15 protein-coding genes are annotated in these 18709 nt (G+C 71.5%); 1 reads left to right on the top strand and 14 read right to left on the bottom strand.

Annotated elements, in window-relative coordinates; all coding sequences use genetic code 11:
- Positions 1 to 194 precede the first annotated feature (194 nt).
- The 8 genes from BLS25_RS05790 to BLS25_RS05755 form a co-directional block, all read right to left on the bottom strand.
- Positions 195 to 1577 carry an alkaline phosphatase family protein gene (locus tag BLS25_RS05790; RefSeq protein WP_074694747.1) on the bottom strand — a complete coding sequence of 461 codons (1383 nt, stop codon included), beginning with the start codon at positions 1575 to 1577 and terminating at the stop codon, positions 195 to 197.
- Positions 1574 to 2743 (bottom strand): metabolite traffic protein EboE, encoded by a 1170-nt coding sequence (gene eboE / locus BLS25_RS05785; RefSeq protein WP_235556904.1) that lies wholly within the window; start codon positions 2741 to 2743, stop codon positions 1574 to 1576. Before eboE ends, BLS25_RS05790 begins: the two co-directional genes overlap by 4 nt.
- A complete protein-coding gene (locus tag BLS25_RS05780; protein ID WP_074694745.1) occupies positions 2740 to 3624 on the bottom strand; it encodes a TatD family hydrolase in 885 nt (294 codons plus the stop codon). Before BLS25_RS05780 ends, eboE begins: the two co-directional genes overlap by 4 nt.
- Before the next feature lies 1 nt (position 3625).
- Positions 3626 to 5092: an EboA domain-containing protein gene (locus BLS25_RS05775; protein WP_074694744.1), complete on the bottom strand. Its 1467-nt coding sequence runs from the start codon at positions 5090 to 5092 to the stop codon at positions 3626 to 3628.
- Positions 5089 to 5955, bottom strand: a complete 867-nt coding sequence (locus BLS25_RS05770; RefSeq protein WP_074694828.1) for an SCO3242 family prenyltransferase — start codon at positions 5953 to 5955, stop codon at positions 5089 to 5091. Before BLS25_RS05770 ends, BLS25_RS05775 begins: the two co-directional genes overlap by 4 nt.
- A complete protein-coding gene (locus BLS25_RS05765; RefSeq protein ID WP_074694743.1) occupies positions 5952 to 7151 on the bottom strand; it encodes an inositol-3-phosphate synthase in 1200 nt (399 codons plus the stop codon). Before BLS25_RS05765 ends, BLS25_RS05770 begins: the two co-directional genes overlap by 4 nt.
- A 251-nt stretch (positions 7152 to 7402) precedes the next feature.
- A complete protein-coding gene (locus BLS25_RS05760) occupies positions 7403 to 8374 on the bottom strand; it encodes an acetylxylan esterase (protein ID WP_074694742.1) in 972 nt (323 codons plus the stop codon).
- Positions 8371 to 9369 (bottom strand): acetylxylan esterase, encoded by a 999-nt coding sequence (locus BLS25_RS05755; protein WP_074694741.1) that lies wholly within the window; start codon positions 9367 to 9369, stop codon positions 8371 to 8373. The genes BLS25_RS05760 and BLS25_RS05755 overlap by 4 nt, the downstream gene beginning before the upstream one ends.
- Positions 9370 to 9416: 47 nt before the next feature.
- Here BLS25_RS05755 and BLS25_RS05750 point away from each other — a divergent pair, with 47 nt between their 5' ends.
- Complete coding sequence (locus BLS25_RS05750; RefSeq protein ID WP_056224428.1) at positions 9417 to 10211, top strand: DeoR/GlpR family DNA-binding transcription regulator; 795 nt, start codon at positions 9417 to 9419, stop codon at positions 10209 to 10211.
- A gap of 44 nt (positions 10212 to 10255) precedes the next feature.
- Here the strand turns inward: BLS25_RS05750 and BLS25_RS05745 are convergent, their stop codons facing one another.
- The 6 genes from BLS25_RS05745 to BLS25_RS05720 form a co-directional block, all read right to left on the bottom strand.
- Complete coding sequence (locus BLS25_RS05745) at positions 10256 to 11149, bottom strand: LacI family DNA-binding transcriptional regulator (RefSeq protein ID WP_074694739.1); 894 nt, start codon at positions 11147 to 11149, stop codon at positions 10256 to 10258.
- A gap of 85 nt (positions 11150 to 11234) precedes the next feature.
- Positions 11235 to 13490: an FAD-dependent oxidoreductase gene (locus BLS25_RS05740; protein ID WP_074694738.1), complete on the bottom strand. Its 2256-nt coding sequence runs from the start codon at positions 13488 to 13490 to the stop codon at positions 11235 to 11237.
- 65 nt (positions 13491 to 13555) lie between these two features.
- The gene (locus tag BLS25_RS05735; RefSeq protein WP_074694737.1) at positions 13556 to 15376 is read right to left on the bottom strand and encodes a BNR-4 repeat-containing protein; all 1821 of its coding nucleotides are present in this window, start codon (positions 15374 to 15376) and stop codon (positions 13556 to 13558) included.
- Between the two features lies 1 nt (position 15377).
- Positions 15378 to 16694, bottom strand: a complete 1317-nt coding sequence (locus tag BLS25_RS05730; protein WP_074694736.1) for an extracellular solute-binding protein — start codon at positions 16692 to 16694, stop codon at positions 15378 to 15380.
- A 42-nt stretch (positions 16695 to 16736) separates the two neighbouring features.
- Entirely contained in the window at positions 16737 to 17669 is a 933-nt protein-coding gene (locus BLS25_RS05725; RefSeq protein WP_074694735.1) for a carbohydrate ABC transporter permease, read from the bottom strand.
- Positions 17666 to 18514, bottom strand: coding sequence for a carbohydrate ABC transporter permease (locus tag BLS25_RS05720; RefSeq protein ID WP_176786315.1), 849 nt, complete (start codon positions 18512 to 18514; stop codon positions 17666 to 17668). The genes BLS25_RS05725 and BLS25_RS05720 overlap by 4 nt, the downstream gene beginning before the upstream one ends.
- Between the last annotated feature and the right edge of the window lie 195 nt (positions 18515 to 18709).

The following is an 18709-nucleotide window of genomic DNA, read 5'->3' as shown; positions in this document are numbered from 1 at the left end:
GGGACGGAGACTCCTGCGTTGTGCCCGCAGCCGCGATGCGGGGTCGCCCTGGCCGAGCTCCGAGCTACGGCGGCCCGAGCGTCCTCCACCGCGGGCCAGCGGCCACGACGCAGGAGATCCACCCCGGTGACACCGCCTCTGGCGGGCGCGGGACGGGGCTCGAGTCCGAGACTCCTGCGTTGTGTCCCGCCGGGTCAGACGCCCAGGCCGCGCAGCACCAGGTCGCGGACGCCCGCGGCGGGCAGCGACTCGGCGTCGGGCAGCAGGCCTGCGTCGCTCGAGACGAGCATCGGTCCGTCGCGCCGCGTCGACGACAGGCGGCCGTGCGTCCCGCGGACGCACGAGGGGTCGAGCGGCACCGTGCTCATCGCGTAGCGCAGGCCCAGCTTCTTCTTCACGAGGTTCGCGCCGGCCTTGGCCTTGGCGAAACGGTCGGCGGGGTCGAAGAACAGCTCGGCGGGGTCGTATCCGGGCTTGCGGTGGATGTCGACGCCCCGGGCGTACTCCGGGGCGCGCTCGTCGTCGAGCCAGAAGTAGTAGGTGAACCAGGCGCCGGGCTCGGCCACCACCACCAGTTCGCCGGAGCGCTCGTGGTCCAGGCCGTACCGCGCCTGCGCGTCGCGGTCGAGAACCTCGTCGACACCCTCGAGTCCGCGCAGCAGCGCCGTCACGCGGGGGAGGTCGGCGGCATCCGGAACGTACACGTGAGCGACCTGATGGTCGGCCACGGCGAACGCGCGCGAGGTCCACGGGTCGAGTTGTTCGCGGCCGTCCTGCACGTACACCTCGAGCAGTCCCTCGCGGCGCAGGGCGCGGTTGACGTCGACGGGGCGCGATGCCTGTTCGATGCCGTACTCCGACACCGCGACGACGCTGTACCCGCGGTCGAGCGCATCGGTCAGCAGGGGCGCGATCGCGTCGTCGAGCTCGCGCGCCGCGCGCTCGGCTTCGGGGCCGTTCGGGCCGAAGCGTTGAAGGTCGTAGTCGAGGTGCGGCAGGTACGCCATCGCCAGGTCGGGCGCCGGACCCCACCGCTCGGTGATGACGCCGCGCGTCGCCTCGGCGAGCCACGCGCTGCTCTGGATCGTCGCGGTCGGGCCCCAGTACTGGAACAGGGGGAACTCGCCCAGCGCCCCGACCAGCTGGTCGTGCAGGGCCGCGGGGCGGACGTACGCGTCGGGGCTCTTGCGCCCGTCGGCGTGGTAGATCGGGCGCGGGGTCACGGTGATGTCGGTCGTCGCCCCCATCGCGAACCACCAGCCGAGGTTGGCCGTGGTCAGCTCGGGGCGCGAGCGCCGCGCGGTCTCCCACACCTTCTCTCCGGCGACGAGCTTGTTGTGCTGGCGCCACAGGAGAGGGTCGCCGAGGCCGCGGAAGTGCCAACCGTTGCCGACGATCCCGTGCTCGCGCGGCATCGTGCCGGTGAGCATGGTCGACTGCACGCTGCACGTGACGGCCGGGAGGATCGTGTCGAGCCCCAGCTGCCCGCCGGCGCGGCCGAGCGCGGTGAGTCGGGGCATCGCGGCGAGCGCGCGCGGGGTGAGCCCCACGATGTCCAGCAGCAGGACCTTGCTCATACCAGGCTCCTTTCGTCGATTCGGGATGCCGGCACCCCGGCGACAGCGCGCGGCAGGTGCGCGTGCGCCCAGCGCAGTTCGGCCGCGATCCCGCCGACGAGCGTTTCGGGCTGCAGTTCGTCGGGCAGCACCGACCAGGTGTAGGTCTCGATGTCGAGGTGGGCGTCACCGCCACCGGGGGTCTCGAGGACCGCGTCGACCGCGGCGAGCAGCACCTCGGTCGTGGCGCGGAGGGGGGCTGCGGGACGCGCGTGCAGGGGGATGTGGACGTGCACGCGCCAGGCGCGGTCGGTCGGCCACGGCGCGGCGGCGTAGAGCACCTCGGGGAGGTCATCGGCGGAGCGTCGACCCCCGGCCTCGCGCACCTGGTGGACGTAGCGTTCCTCGGCGAAGGGGCGGAGGGCGTCCGCCGTGCGGGGGTCGGCGGGGTCGGGCACCTCGAGGGCGACCGAGGCCTGCACTTTCACGATGCGGATGCCGGCGGCGGCGGCCGCGGCGACCGCTCCGGCGGGGTCGGCGAACGACACGGCGAGGTGGCAGGTGTCCAGACACAGCCCGAGTCGGCCCCCGGCGGTCAGGTGCGGGCGGGCGCCGAGCCAGGCCACCACGTCGGCGACGTCGTCGAGGATGCAGCCCGGCTCGGGTTCGATCGCCACGCGGACGATGCGTCCCGTCTCGCGCTCGAGCGCGGCGAGGCCCTCGACGAGTCCGGCGAGGTGCTCCTCCGCGGCGCGGTCGGCCGCGGCATCCCACCCCTCCCTCCATCCCAGCGGGAGCGTCGAGATGCTGCCCTCGGCCCCGGCGGGAAGAAGCGCCGCGAGGGCGCGCGCGCAGTCGAGCGTGTACTCCAGGCGCTCGCGCGTGGTCCAGTCGGGGCGGTACACCGCGAGCTTCACGACGTCGTCGTGGAACCCGCGGTACGGGAAGGCGTTGACCGTGCGCAGCTCCAGCCCGTTTCGCGCGAGGGCGTCGGCGAGGACACCGCGGGCCCGCGGGTCGTCGGAGAGGAGGGATGCCACGCCCACCGGCATCCACAGTCCGACGCCGAGCCGCTCGAGGCCCGCCGCCCGCCGGACGGGGCCCGCGTGCTCGTCGAGCTGGCGGACGATGCCGGGCAGGTCTTCGGCGGGGTGGACGTTCGTGCAGTACGACAGCTCCACCCTCACGCCCCCTGGCGCGATGCCATACCGCGCAGCACGGAGTTGCCGGCGAACAGCTCGGGCCCCTGGCTCGCGGGAGCGAAGCCGTCGATCGGGTCGGTGTTCACGCGCCCGCTCTGCGCGTAGAAGTCGCGCGGGTTGCGCCACAGGATCCGGTCGACGTCGTCGTCGCTGAACCCGGCGTCGAGCATCGCCAGACCCGTCTTCGCCGTCTTGAGCGGGTCGGAGCGGCCCCAGTCGGCCGCGGAGTTCACGATGACGCGGTCGAGCCCGATGCGCTGCATGATGGCGACGACGCGCTGCTCGTCCATCTTGGTGTCGGGGTAGATCGAGAAGCCCATCCAGGCGCCGCTGTCGGCGACCGCGTCGACGCAGGTCTCGTTGAGGTGGTCCACGAGCACGCGCTCCATCGCGATGCCGGACTCGGCCACCACGTCGAGCGTGCGCCGGGTGCCCACGGTCTTGTCGCGATGCGGAGTGTGGACGAGTACGGGGAGGTCGAACTCGATGCCGAGCGCGAGGTGCTGGCGCAGGATCTCGTCTTCTTCGGGGGTCATCGAGTCGTAGCCGGTCTCACCGACCGCGACGACCCCGTCCTTGGCGAGGTACGTCGGCAGCTCGGCCATGACCTCGCGGCAGCGCGCGTCGTTCGCCTCTTTCGGGTTGAGCGCGATCGTGCAGTGGTGGCGGATGCCGAACTGCGCCGCACGGAACCTCTCCCACCCGATCAGCGCGTCGAAGTAGTCGAGGAACGACCCCACGCTCGTGCGCGGCTGGCCGAGCCAGAACGCCGGCTCCACCAGGGCGCGCACGCCCGCGTCGTACATCGCCTCGTAGTCGTCGGTCGTGCGGGCGGACATGTGGATGTGGGGATCGAAGATGCGCATGTCAGGCCCTTTCGCGAGCACGGAGGAAGGAGAGGTCGTCGGGCACGGAACGGCCGGCGGCACGACGCTCGGCGGCGAAGCGCTCCGCCATCGCGGCGAGCTCGTCGTCGGCGCGGGCGTCGAGGGCGACGACGACCGAGAGGGGGATGCCGAGGAACACGCACTTCAGCACGCCGTGACGCCACGCGTGGTCGTCGAGGTGGTCGGCGGCGAAGCGCCCGAGGGCGGCGGCGACCAGTCGCGTGTCATTGGCGCGGAGGGCGTCCGCGACGAGCTCCAGACCGGCCTCACGCCAGGCGGCGGTGGGCGCGATGATCGCGTCGAGGCCGCGCAGCACCCCGCGGCGCTCGGCGTCGTCGCCGCGGCGATACAGCGCGACCGCCAGGGCCGGGTCGGCTCCGCTGTCGGCCAGGGCCGCGATGAGGGCGGCGCGGGCGACATCGTCGGCGGTGGGGCCGAACGGCGCGGCCGAGAGGGGGTCCCGCCCCACCTCGCGACCCGCCGCGGCGAACAGGCGCGCGGCGCGGGCGGCATCCGCGCGCACCTGCTCGACGGCGAGGGCGGTCCAGGGGTGGAGGGGCCGACCGTCCCCGGAGGACGAGGTTTCGACCGCGCTCCGCGTCGGGGCGATGACCGAGCGCTCCCCCGCCGCGACCAGCGCCGCCATGCTCGACGCCGCGAGCTCGGGGGCCGCGTGCGCGTGCCGCGGCAACTCCACCGCGATCACGCCGCGGTAGTCGATTTCGCGCAGCGTCGAGAGGGCGGCATCCAGGTCGAGCTCGCCCTCCCCGAACGGAAGGTGCTCGTGCGCGGTGGGGAGCATGTCGTCGGCCTGCACGTTGCGCAGCAGGGGGCCCGCCGCTCGCAGAGCACCCACCACCCCGTCGGGCTCGACCACCACGCAGTGACCGAGGTCGACCGTGAGGCCGAGGTTCGCGGGGTGGCCGAGCCGGGCGCGGAGCGCGAGGGCGTCGGCCACGGTCTCGACCAGCATCCCCGGCTCGGGCTCGAGAGCGAGGGTGACGCCGGCGTCGGCGGCGAACGCGGCGAGCTCGACGAGACGTTCCTCGAGGAGCACGCGCGCCTGATCGGTGGAGACGTCGTCGGGCACGACCCCGCTCCACAGCGAGACGCACTCGGCATCCAGGATCGCGGCGATCTCTACCGCCCGCCGCAGGAAGGCCATGCGCGACGCGGCGTCGCGGTCGACGAGGGTCGGCCGGTGCTTGCGCAGGGGGTCGAGCAGGTAGCGTGCGCCCGTCTCGACGACCACCCGCAGTCCCCGGCGGCGGAGGTCCGCAGCGAGCGCCTCGCTCTGTTCGCGCCAGTCGGGGGCGAAGGGGTCGAGGTGGGGGTGACCGAGGGTCAGGGCGACGGCGCCGTACCCGTGATGCTGCAGCACGTCGAGGGCGGAGGGCAGCGGGTGGTCGGTGAAGCCGTTGGTGCCGTATCCCCAGGTCCAGCTCATGTGATGTCTCCCGTCGAACGGCGGCGGCCGAGTACGCGGCTGAGAATCTCGATGCCCAGCAGGGCCGCGGTCGCCAGCGGTGAGCCCGCCCGGGCGGCGAGGGCGGACTGCAGGGGCACGACGGCGCGGATGCCCGCCCGGGTGGCGTCCCGTGCCCGAGCCGCCCCGGGATCACGAGCGACCGCGAACTGGCCGGGCAGGACCGCGGCGAGGTAGCGCGCTCCCCCGAGCACGGCGGCGGAGCGGTTCGAGCGTCCGAGGAGACCGGATGCCGCCACGGCGACGCTCGTGGCCACGGCGACGCGACCGGTGCTCGCCGTCGACCCGTCGACCTCGCCCCGCGAGATCGCGGTGACGGCGACCGTGTGGGCGGCGACCGCACCCGCGGGGACCAGGGCCGAGCGCCACCCCGGCCCGGCCGCACCCATCATCACGTCGAGCCCGCGGCAGACGGCCATGACGACCGGACCGGCCGCCGTCGGCTTGAACGCGGTGTCGTAGGCCCACAGCGCTCCGGCGAGAGCGACCGACACCAGACCCGAGCGGCGGCCGGCGGCGAACGCCGCGCCCACCCCGAGGGCGGTGAGACCGACGCCTACCGCGAGCGCGCGGTCGCGGTTGATCCGCCCCGAGGGGATGGGGCGCTCGGGGCGCTCGAGCGCATCGAGGTCGGCATCCGCCCAGTCGTTCAGCGCCATCCCGGCGCTGTACAGGCAGACGGACGCGGCCGCGAGCGCGCCGACGCGCAGGGGACCGTCGCCGCCCGGCCCGCGCGCGCTCAACGCCCCGACGAGAGCGTCGCCGAGGACGGTGAGCGAGGCGGGGGCGCGGACGAGGTCGAGGTAGTCCGCGACCCGCGTCACGGTGCGGCGACCCGGGCTGCCGCGACGGCGGCTGCGGTCTCGTGCACCCACGAGACGAACTGGGCGGTCTGCTCGCCGAAGCCGTGGACGTCGCTCCCCCACGGATCCTTGAAGAAGCAGCCGAGGGCGGTGACGACCCCCGCGTGGCCCGCGCGGGTCGCGAGAGACAGCGCTCGGACGAGGTCGATGACCAGGGGCGCCGCGAGAGCGGAGTCGTAGGCGCTCCACGTGGTCTGCAGCGTGACGCGACTGCCGAGGAACCCTGTCGCGCTGACGTGGTCCCACGCGGTCTTCACGTCGCCGAGGTCGGGCACGTTGTCGATGTGCAGCGGAGTGACGACGTCGTCGCCGACGAGAGCGTGCAGACCGCGGTTCTTCGACACCAGCTTGGAGCGGACGGCCTCGGGGTCGGCCAGGGTCGCGCCGTCGCCGCCGCCGAGGAGGTTGGTGCCGGCCCAGGACTGCACCCGGAACCCGCGGGCGGCGAACATCGGCGCCAGCACCGTCCGCAGCAGCGTCTCGCCGGTCTTGCCGTCCTGCCCCGCGTACGCGATGCCCGCGCGTTCGGCGCGCTCGCGCAGGACGGGGAGGTTGAGGGATGCCGAGGGGGTGAAGGCGGCGTAGGCGGCTCCGGCCGCGATGGCGGCGAGGGCGGCGCGCGAGCTGGGCGGAAGGACCCGCACACCCGGGGTCGTCAGGGCCGCGTGCAGGAGGGCGTCGTCTTCGAATCCGGGGTGGTACGGGGGAAGGGGCTCGGTGGACGAGACGTCGATGACGACGACCTCGCGCAGGTCGTGACGGTCGCGGAAGTCGGCGATGTCGGCCGCGAGCAGGTCGATCTCGTCCTGCTGGGTCGCCGTCATCGTGGGGACGGGGCGGAGGTTCTGCTCGGTCTCGCGCAGGCGCTCGGCCACCGCGTCGACGAGGGCCACGGGGAACATCCCGCCGGCGGCGAGCTGACGCGCGCGTTCCTCGAGCGGGGTCGACGAGATGTCGTGTCCGCCGACGACGATGTCGGCGATCGCGGGGAACTCGTCGACGCGCACCGCGTCGGTCTCGGTCGTGAGGCCGACGGGCGTCGCGACGCCCAGGGCGAGGGCGTGGATGCCGAGGGTGGCCGTGGTCGCGAGCGAGCCGCGAGCGCCGATGAACCAGGCGCCGACGTCGGCGGTGCGGCGGGTGTCCGAAGTGTTCACGCGGGGGTCCGTTCTTCGTTGAGGGACGTCGAATACCGGGTACGCACGACGGCACGACTCCGTGGGGGCGGAGCCGTTCGAGAGGGGCGCTCCGAGGGGGATGGAGGGCGACCCGGGGTGGTGGGGGACTCGTCGTCGAGGTGTCCTGGTCCTTCCGACAGTAGTGCGGCTTTTGCGGTAAGGCAACCAAAAGATGTCGGAATGAGGAGCAATATTCGTCGACGGCTCGACGAGAGGGAAGGACGCCCCGCTCAGCCGCGCGCGGCGAGAGCCCGCAGCACCTCGAGCTGGTGCACCGGGCCGCCTCCTTCGTGTCCGTTCCACGGGTAGACGCGAATGCTCTTCTCGCCCACGTAATGGTTGTACGCCGCATAGACGGTCGACGGAGGGCACACGGCATCGCGCAGTCCCACCGAGAAGAGGGCGGGAACCCTCGCTCGCGCGGCGAAGTTGACGCCGTCGAGGTACGAGAGAGAGCGGAACACCGCCTCTTCCTCGCCGCGCCGAGTCTGCAGGTACGCGATGATCTCGCTGTAGGGCGCGGCGTCGGTAATGGCGACCGCCCGACGCATCGCACTGAGGAACGGGAAGTCGATCGCGGCGAACCGGAGTCCCTCGCTCAACGCCGCTGCGGCGAGCGCGATGCCCCCGCCCTGGCTCCCGCCCCACACGCTGACGCGCGTCGCATCGATCGCCGGGTGCGAGCGGACCGCATCGATTGCGAGCACCGCATCGCAGAAGACACGGCGGTAGTAGGAGCGGGAAGGATCGTCGAGCCCTTCGGTCACGCGACCGGCGACGTGCGGCGCTCCGCCCACGGGGTCGGAGGTCGCCCCGGGCAGCGCGCCGCTGCTCTGCCCCCGCGTGTCCATGACCATCACCGCGAACCCCGCGGAGGGCAGCAGCGTGTGCTGGTGGGCGAGGCCGCGACCGGAGTTGTAGCCGATGTACTGCACGACGCACGGCAGAGGCCCCGAAGCTCCGCGCGGGCGCAGGAGCCACGCGCGCACCTCGTGCCCCCCGAAGCCCGCGAAGACGACATCGTCGACCTCGACGCCGGTCACACCGGTGTCGTCGGTGTCGAGCGGGGTGAAGCGCGCGGTCCACGACGCCGCCCTTGCCTCGCCGAGCGTCTCGGCCCAGAAGGCGTCGAAGTCGGCGGGCTCCTCTCGCGGCGGGCGGAAGGCCTCGAGGTCGGCGAGCGGCAGGTCGAACTGGGTCACGGGTTCTCCTTCTCCGCGGACGCTCGCGAGAGCACCCGGTCGATGTGCGCGTGGGTCGCGGCGAATGCCCGCGAGCGGACGGCGTCGAGTCCGCGGTACTCGCGGTGGCCGTAGGGCTGCACGTCGAGCTCCAGTTCGGCACCCGTCGCCTCGTCGATCGCGTTGGCGACGGCGAACTGCCCGGGCGGGGGAACGTGACGGTCGCGTAAAGCGCATTCCACGCGCACCGGCACGCGGACGAACGTCGCCGCCGTGGACGCATCGAAGAAGCGCAGGACCTCGCGCGACGCAGGGTGGGCCCCGACGTGAGCCCGCACACGCTCGCCACTGCCTTCGCAGGGCAGGCGCAGGCGCAGATCGTACTGGCCGAAACTCGGCACGATCAGCGTCGCCCCCACGAAACGGTCATCCCAGGGAAGAGCGAGCGCCCCGATCCCGCCGCCGAAGCTCTCGCCCACGTAGTACAGCGGGATCGGTCCGGCCAAAGCTCTCAGCGCCGACCCGGCATGCCAGAGATCGACGGCGCATCGGCCGAGAACGTACTCGTCGATCGAGTGGATGCCGTGGAGCACGTGCCCGTCGGCGGGCGTGGGTGCGCCGAGCCCGGCGTTGAGCGACCCCTGTCCTCTCGCGACGGGGAAGAAGACCGCCGCATCGTCCGGGACGCGATCGAAGTCGGGCGCCTCGCGCCCGCCGTAGCCGTGACCGTGGACGATCCCCACCCGCGGCGGCATTCCGCCCACCGCGGTCGCGAACCACCCGCGAGCGCGCAGACCGTCGGCGACGGTGTGGTCGACGAGGAAGAGCGACCGCCCGTCCGCGCGCCCGAGGGGTGTCATCCTCGGATCGGGGTCGACCTCGGCTGCCGCCGCCGCCCAGGCTTCCCAGCGCTCGGCGAAACCGACGGGCGGAGCGACCGGGGGCACCGCGCGAAGGGCCGGCAGCTCGAAGCCGTAATCGCCCTCCCCCGCGGGATCGGCGATGACGCCGTTCACGAGCGGGCCGCCGTGGAAGACTGGAGGCCCGAACGAGAGGAGCGATCGTGCTCGCCGCCGAACGCCGATCCCGCCTCCTGGCCGAGGTTCGCCGACAGGGAGCCGCCGCGGTCCCCGATCTGGCCGAGACCCTCGGGGTCAGCGAGATGACCATTCGGCGCGATCTCGACGTGCTGGCGGCCGATGGCCGCGTCGATAAGGTGCGCGGGGGCGCTCGCACGCCGCAGCCCGGAGTCGCGGCATCCCGTGACTTCGCCACGCAGTCCCGCCGCAACGGAGACGGCAAGAGGGCCATCGCCCGCCGCGCGGCCGAGCTCGTCGAGCCGGGCATGTCGGTGGGACTGAGCGGAGGCTCCACGACGTGGGCTCTCGCGCGCGAGCTCCGCGGCATCGACGACCTGACGATCGTGACGAACTCCCTGCCCGTCGCCGACGTGTTCGCCCGCCCCGACAGAGCGGACGAGCCCTACACGCAGACGGTGGTGCTCACCGGCGGCGTCCGCACTCCCGCCGACGCACTGGTCGGTCCGGTCGCCGTCGCGTCCCTCGAGCATCTGCACTGCGACATCGTCTTCCTCGGTGTGCGCGGCCTGGACCTCACAGCGGGGCTGACGACCTCGAACCTGCTCGAGGCCGAGACCAACCGCGCCCTCGTCGCGGCGGGGGGCCGAGCGGTCGTCCTCGCGGACCACACGAAATGGGGAGCCGTGGGACTCACCACCATCGTGGATCTGCACGAGGTCGACCTGGTGGTCACCGACGAGGGACTCGCGCCCGACGCCGAAGAGACGCTGCGCGCGCACGTCACCGAGCTGTGGGTGGCCGCCCACGGCGACGACTGAGACCCGCCCGCCCCCGCGCGGGGAACGGACGGCGAGAGCCGGGCTCACCGCGCGGTACTCGCTCGCGCGATCACCGTGGCATCCACCACGATGTGTCGCACCGGAACGTCCGCGCCGGGCCGAGCCGCCATCTGACGCTCGAGCTCGGTGAACGCCGCTTCGACGATCCCGTGATCGTCGGGCGCCACCGACGAGAGCGCAGGGACCGAGAACTGCGCGGCGTGCACGTTGTCGATGCCGATCACCGCGACGTCGCTCGGCACCGCCCGCCCGCGCTCGTGCAGAGCCGCGAGCACGCCGAAAGCGACGGAGTCGTTGGAGCACACCACGCCGTCGTATGCGACGCCCGAGGAGTGAAGTCGGCCCAGCGCCGCCGCGCCCTCCTCGGAGGTGAACGCATCGACCGAGACGATGAGCTCCGGGTCGTCGGCCAGGCCCAGGCGCGACACGGCGTCGCGGTACCCGGCGAAACGCTGGTCGGCGGCATCCGAGGGGCGTGACACGCGAGGTCCGAGGAACGCGACCCGGCGGCACCCGGCGTCGGCGAGATGCGCGGTCGCCAGGTCAGCCGTGCGGCGGTTGTCGATCGAGACGTGCGTGAAAGGGCTGACCGCGATGTGCTCACCGAGGAGCACGAGCGGTCCCGGATCCGTACGCCGGGTGAGGTCCCCGACCGTCAGAGAACGCGGGATGTGGATGAGGCCGTCGGTCTCGGGGAGCCCCACCCCGTTCGCGACGTCGATCTCCCGCTGATGGTCGCCCTCGGTCTGCTGGATGAGGATCGACAACCCGCGCGCCTCGGCCCCGCGCGCCAGCAGGGTCGTGAGCTCGGCGAAGTAGGGCTCCTCGAGATTGGGCACGGCGAGCGCGATGATCCGGGTGCGCTGTCGGCGCGAGAGCGGCGAGATCCGCCGCGTGGCCGAAGGCGTGTCGGTCATGGCGGGACTCCTCGTCGAGGACCGGGCGGCGCTCGCGCGCACCGCCGAGCGGTCTGTTCTGGGGGCTACGGTATCGCGCGGCATGTCACTCCTGGACACGGAAGGCCACGATGCGGGCCTCCGGAGCGCCGTGGGTCGCCGTCACGACCACGCGGGCGGCGTCGATCGCGCCCATTCCGGGAGGAAGCGGGTGGCTGCGCCGGCGGCTACGGTTGTCCGCCACGGTCGCGACCTCGGTCCACTCCTCGGACCCGGCCACCTGGATCTCGACCCGGTACGTGTCGACGAGCGAGGGCATCACGAGGTGCGGATCGCGGTGATGGTGAAGGGTGTTCAGCTCGATGTCGGGGTCGTCGTCGAAGACCAGCACGATCTCGCGCGCGACGACGGGCCGGTCCCAATCGAGCCGCAGCCACGCCTCTGCCTCGGTCAACGGTGCCGAGGCCCACAGGTTCGGTCCGCCGAAGGGGCGCTGGTATCCACCGACCGCGCGTTCCGGTGCCAACGCCTCCGATGCGGTGGGAACGCGGAACTGGACCGACCGCCCCCGCAGCGGCTTCGTCGGCCACTGCACCAGCAGCTCGTCGAGGCTCACCTGCACGTTCTGATCCTCGGCGTCCGAGGTGTGGACGAGTGTGAGAACGCCGGGGGGCAGCTCGTCCGTCACGAAGAGCGTGACCCCGGTCTGGGCGCGGACGACGATGACGGCGTTCGCCGGAGTCTCGGGTTCCCAGCGCACCGGAGCGTGCACCCACCTTGCATCCCCCGCGGCCACGGCCACCGTGACGGCATGCTCGAGGCGTTCGGGCACGACGTTCTGGGCGAGCCCCGTCGACCACACCTCGACCGCGAGGTCCACGTCCTGCTCGGCGGCGACACGCACCTCGAATCCGTCGAGACACGGGTGAACGGGAACGACGACTCCGACATCTTCGGTGAGCGGATGCGGACGGGCGACCGCGATGTCGCTCGGGCCGAGTCCCGCCCGCACGCCCGAAGCCGAGACACGGGCGGAGAGGGCGAGGTTCGCCGGATCGGCATCGACGACGCCGATCAGCGGGGCGTCCTGACGCAGCAGGAGCTGACGGAGCTCCTCGCGGTGGTTCTCGTAGAGCCCCCGCGGGGTCGTTCGACGGGCGAGGCCGAGGGATGCCGCTGTCCCGGCCGCCTCGCCCATCGCCGCGCAGGTGGCCATCACGCGCGCGGCCCCGAAGGCGATGTGCGTGGCGGAGATGTCGCGCCCGGCCATCAGGAGGTTCTCGACGTCAGCGGAGTAGAGCGAGCGGAACGGAATCTCGAAGACTCCGTTCGAGAAGCGTTGGACGGCGCCCGCACCCGTCGCGTACATGCCCTCCTTCGGGTGCAGGTCGATCGACCAGCCGCCGAAGGCCACGCCGTCGTCGAATCGCGTCTGTTCGATCACGTCGCGCTGGTGCAGCGTGTAGTCGCCGACGAGGCGGCGGTACTCGCGCTTGCCGGGCACATTGCCGATCCACTCGAGATCGAGGTTCTCGGCGTCGAACTCGCCCGAGTTCTTGATGTGGTCCCAGATGCCCAGAATCACCGAGCGCAGCTCGTCGCGGATGCGCTCGTTGTCGTGGACGATGTCGAGCTCACCGCCCCACTCGATCCACCAATAGTGCGCACCGCTGTCACCGCTGCGGATGATGCGCGATGACGGGATCGGGGTCTCGAGGATCGACTTCGCCGAGGCGGGGGCGACGAAGCGCACCGGGTGCCCCACGTCCTTCGTGTAGAACAGCAGCGTCGAGCCGAGAAAAGTGCGCTCGGCCTCTTCCGGCGCCCAGTCCTCGTCGAATTCTCCGCGCGATTCCTTGCCGAGCCGCGCCCGCGCCCCGGCGAGGTGACCGACGAGTCCATCACCGGTGCAGTCGAGGAAGACCGGGGCGACGAAGCGCGTCTCGGTCTCGGCTCCCATGGTCCACCCCGTCACCGACTCGATGCGACGCGCCCCCTCGGGGCCGGTGGCGACCACGTCGCGGACATCGGTGTTGAGGTACAGCGAGATGTTCGGCTCGGCGCGCACGGCATCCAGCACGACGTCGTCCCAGTGGATGGGGTTCCCGTCGGGATTGCGGTACTGGTTCTCGAGGTACAGCTCACCGATGATCCCGTTCTCGCGGGCCCAGCGTTGATTGCCGTGCGCGGTCGCCCCGCACACCCAGACCCGGACCTCCGACGAGGAGTTCCCGCCCAGCACCGGTCGGTTGTTGATGAGGGCGACGCGTCGGTCGAGCCGGGCGGCGGCGATGGCGGCGGCGACTCCGGAGAGCCCACCACCGACGACGACCACGTCGTAGTCGGCCGTGTGTGAACGCATACTGCGGGTGTCCTTCCTGGGGACGCGGGGGCGTCCGAGTGTCGTGCGAGGGGAGGTCGATGGGCTCAGTCCACGGCGATCGCCTCGATCTCGAAGACCCGCGCGACGTCGGTGGTTGACGCCGAGGGGTCGCTGATCAACAGGCGCACCCCGTCCGCGACGACTCCCGTGGCCGGGATGCTCACCAGGCGTTGCGTGTTCCCGGCGATGGAGCCGATGCTCGTCCAGCCCGCCGCGGTGTGCACCTGCACGTCGAACGAACGGAGGACGGCCGCCGAACCCGTGTCCGCGCTGTAACCGCTCCGCACGCGCACCTCGTGGAGCGCCGCCGCAGCGAAGTCCACCGAGATCCACGGAGTGGAGTCACCCGCCGCCGAGATCCATCGGCTGGCGTCACTGCAGACGCCGTCGACGGCGAGGGACGGGCCCGTGTCGGACCGCAGGCTCGACGAGGCTGTCGCCGTGGCACCGAGAGCCACGTTGACCCCTCCCGGGTCATCGCGGAGGTCGGCGACGAGGGTCGAGAGGGAGGTGGCGGGTCCTACTGCGGCGTCGCGCGGGACGACCGCCCGCGCGAGCCGGGCGGGAGCCGCGGCCGGCGCCGAGAGGTACGCGATGTCGGCGTCGTCGGTCGACCGCGTCTGGACGCGCAGACGCTGCTGCCCGAGGCCCGATTCGCCGATGCCGGCGAAGGTCCACGACGATGCGGCGTCATCGCGTTCAGCGACGACGGCACGGCTGCGCACCTCGCCGCACACCTGAGCGGTGACGACGGTGTAGAGCCGAGTCGTCGTCCCCGCCCGGGTCACGTCGACCGCTGCCGAGGTGGCGACACCGTCGCCGAGGGCCGCGGTGTCGAGGACCTTCTCATCGACCCATCCCGAGCCGTCCCACCGTGCGAAATGCGCGTCGTAGGCCGAACGATCCGCCTCGACGAAGCGATATGCGACCCCCGCGAGAGCAGAACCGTCGAGGGCGAGCTTGGCCGACTGCACCGCGGGGGTATAGCTGCGGATGCTTTCGCCGGGCACGAAGGGGCGCCAGACGACCGATCCCGCCGTGGCGGGGGTGATCGGAGCGACCAGCGTGGTGCCCGCGGCGTCCGTGAGCGACCCCGTCGCGGGGTCATAGACGGCGTACGAGCCGAGATGCCGCGCCGGGTCGGCGGGGAACGGACCCCACTCCCACAGCACGTGCACCCGACCGTCGGGCGACACCTCGAGGTCGTCGGGGTAGAAGGAGTACCCCTTCGCCGCGGCGATCGTCGTCTCTCGCGCCCACGCACCGGCAGTGCGGTCGTAGCGATACAGCACGCCCTCCCGTGCCCCGTCGGCATCCGTACCGGTCCGCACCAGCACCCAGGCGTCGCCGTCGGCTCCGCGCGCCGTGACCGGGTAGGTGATGTCGACGTCGAGGTCGGGCATGGTCGAGGTCCGGTCGACCATCGTGCGGACGTCGCCCGCGGTGTCGGAGCGGAAGTAGTTCCACTGCTCGTTGTGCATCGAGACGAAGGCGTGGATGATCCCGTCGCCGTCGACGACGATGGACGGTTGGTTATGACCGTTGTCGTCCACGAAGGTGACGCACGCCGTCTGCGCCGAAGCACGGAGGCATCCTTCTGTCCACGCACCGTCCGCAGAGCGAGAGGCGAGGTGCACCTCGTGTCGAGCAGCCTGGGCGGCCGGGGCGTTGAAGGCGAAGAGCGTCGTCTCGCCGACCACGTCGAGGGGGTTCCACCATGCCGCCTGGTTCGATGAGTCGACGGCGAAGGGGAGCTCTTCGACGGTCGTCGCAGAGCTCACGGTCGCCGACGCCGAGGGCGCGACGACGAGCCCGAGGGCGAGCGCCGCAACCGCGACCGCGCTCCCCCCGCGGAGGATCCTCATCTCAACCGACCAGCTTCTGCGCGGCCTCGCCGGCCTGCTTCATGGCGTCCTTCGGCGAGGCGGACCCGATCAGGACGGCCTGCACGCGATCGGCGATCGCCGACTCGATCTGCGAGTACGCGGTGAACTTCCACAGCGGGTTCGAGCTCGCTGTCGCGGTGATGCGCTCGCTGAACTGGGCGCCGAAAGCGTCGGAGGCGACCTCCGACGACGACAGCGCCTCGGTCGTCGCGGGCGGCAGACCGCGCATCGCGTAGTCGGCGAGGATGGCGTCGAGGTCGCTCGTGGCGTACTGGGCGAAGTCGCCCGCGGTCGCAGCACCGGTGCCGTTGACGACCGCGATCGCGCCACCCCAGACGAGGGCGCGCGGGGTCTCGCCCTTCTTCAGCACGGGACGCGACACCGGCGCGAGTTTGGTGGCGAGGTTCGCATCCGGCGACTCCTTGGTGACCGCTCCGCGGCCCACCGGGGCGTCGTCGTACATCGCGGCACGTCCCTGGGCGAACAGGCTGCGGGCGTCGAAGCGGTCGACGTCGGCGGCGATGAGGCCCTGGTCGTAGAGGCCCTTGTACCAGGTGACGGCCTCGACGCTGGCGTCGTCGCCGATCGTGATGGTGTCGCCGTCGACGAGCGGGCTGCCGAAGGTCTGCATCCAGATGAGGATGTCCTTCAGCTGCGCGGCCTTGGTCGACGCGGCGTAGGGGATGAGTCCCCCGCCGAGGCCCTTCAGTGAGACGAGGGCCTTCTCGAACTCGTCGACCGTGGTCGGGAACGCGTCGGCCGACAGGCCCGCCTTGCCGAGGGTCTCGGAGTTGGCGATCAGGCCGATCGCGCCGATGGTCCACGGCAGGGCGTACTGCACGCCGTCGAACGTGGCCGCCTGCAGAGCCGACGAAGTGTATCCGCGGCCGGATGCCAACGCCGAGACGTCCTGCAGCTTTCCGGTGGCCGCGAGACTGCCGAGCCACGCGACGTCGACGTGCGCGGCGCCGGTGAACTGCCCGCCGGTCACCTGGAGCATGAGCTGGTTGATGTACTCGTTGTACGGGAACGCGGTGCGCTTGACCGCGACGCCCTTGGCCTTCTCGTACGACGAGAGCGTGCCTTCGAGCGCCGGCTTGGCGGACTCCTCGGTGAGGGACCAGGAAGCGAACGCGAAATCGGTGGGGTCGGCGCCGTTCAGTCCCGCCGCGCCGGCGGCGGGGCCGCTGCTTCCGGTGGGGACGCATCCGGCGAGCGCTGCGGCCGCGGCACCGATGCCGAAGAACTGCAGCGCGCGACGGCGCGTGATGAGCGGGTTGGGCAGAGACGTAGACATAGGTGTCCTCCTTGACAGGGCGAGCAGAGAGAGAAGTCGGGGTCAGCCCTTGACGGCGCCGGCCGTCATACCGCTGACCAGGTACCGCTGCAGCAGCATGAACGCCACGGCCACGGGGAGCGACACCACGAGCGATGCCGCCATGAGTTCAGGCCAGGCGGTGGCCGCCTCGCCGACGTAGGTGTTGACGAGTCCGGGCGGGAGCGTCTGCTTGTCGGGACCGGCGAGCGTCAGGGCGAAGATGAAGTCGTTCCAGCCGCGGACGAAGGCGAAGAGTCCGGCGGCGACGAGCCCCGGGGCCGCCAGCGGCAGCACGATCGAGTGGATGGTGCGCAGCCGCGAGGCGCCGTCGACGCGGGCGGCCTCGATGAGCTCATCGGGGATGGTGTCGAAGAAGCCCTTCAGCATCCAGACGCACAGCGGCAGCGTGAACGTCGTGAACGACAGCACGAGAGCGGTGTAGGTGTTGAGCAGGCCGTAGGCGCTGAACACGCTGTAGAGGGTGACCAGCAACAGGGCCTGCGGGAACATCTGCGAAGCCAGCACGAAGTACATCAGCTGCCGGCGACCGCGGTAGCGAAACTTCGAAAACGAGTAGCCCATGTAGGCCGACACGATCACCGAGAGCAGGGCCGTGATGACCGAGACGATCACGCTGTTCTGCAGGTAGGTGAACAGCTGCGGGTTGGAGGTCAGCGAGATGTAGGCGTCGAAGGTGATCTCGGTGGGGAACAGCTTCGGCGGGTACGAGAACACCTGATCGCGAGGGGTGAGCGAGGTCGCGAGCAGCCAGTAGACCGGCAGCAGGGCGAACCCGCCGCACACGATCAGCGCGGCCCATGACGCGAGGCGCACTCCCGGACGATCGGAGCGCAGGCCTGAGCTCTGGCGTCGGCGGCGACGCGCGGGAGCGTCGACGACGACGGGCGGGGCCTCGGGGGCAGGGGCGACGGTGGGGAGGGCGGTGCTGGTCATCGCTTCTCACTCCTCTCGGAGAATCGGACGTAGACGACGACGAGCGCCATCAGCAGGACGAGCCACAGCAGGCCGAGCGCGCCGGCGCGGCCGAGGTCGAAGCCGTGAAAGGCGGTCTCGTACACCGAGGTGGCGAAGGTCTCGGTGGAGCCGGCGGGGCCGCCGCCGGTGAGCACGTAGATGATGTCGAAGTGCTGGAAGTTCCAGATGAACTCCAGCAGCAGCACCAGGCCGATGATCCCGCCGATCTGCGGGACGGTGATCGAGAAGAAGCGGCGGACCGTTCCCGCGCCGTCCATCTCGGCGGCTTCGTGCAGCTCTCGCGGCACGGTCTGCAGGCCCGCGAGGAGCATGACCATCATCCAGGGGAAGGACTGCCAGGTCTTCGCGACGATCACGGCGAACATCGCGGTTCCGGGCTGCGCGAGCCAGGCCTGCGGTGAGACCCCGAGCGGTTCGAGGATCGCGTTCATGACGCCGTAGTTGGCGTTGAAGATCCACATCCACAGGAACGACACCACGACGCCGGGCACGAGCCAGGGGATGAGCATCAGGCCGCGGAACACCTTCGATCCACGGATCTGCGTGTTCAGCGCGAGCGCGAGGGCGAAGCCGATCACGAAGGGGGCGATGGTCGTGCCCAGGGTGAAGACGAGCGTCTGTCCGAGCAGACGCAAGAAGTCGTCCTCCAGCACGTCGACGATGTTCTGGAGGCCGACGAACTCGCGCCCGGGCAGCACGAGGCTCTGCGTGAAGAACGCGGTGACCAGCGCAGAGACAAGGGGGTATGCGACGACGACCGCCATGAGCGCCATACCCGGCACCACCAGCAGCACGGCGAACATCCCGTTTCCGAGCCGCTCGGGCCGACTGGCCCGACGTGAGCTTTTGTTTGTTTGTGTGATTTTTGGTGTATCTAGAGTCGTCACGTCGATGTGCGCTTTCCTCGGCAATGAGGGACCAGGTGGCCCGATCGAGGCGGTTTATCCCGCTTTCGGCGACTTCAGCTTCGCCGGTCAGCGCGACGAGGTCAATTCGCG

It is taken from the genome of Microbacterium testaceum StLB037, from assembly GCF_900104345.1.
Lineage (GTDB): Bacteria > Actinomycetota > Actinomycetes > Actinomycetales > Microbacteriaceae > Microbacterium > Microbacterium testaceum_A.
The sequence above is the reverse complement of the archived record's forward strand: the minus strand, read 5'-3'. Positions and strand labels throughout refer to the sequence as shown.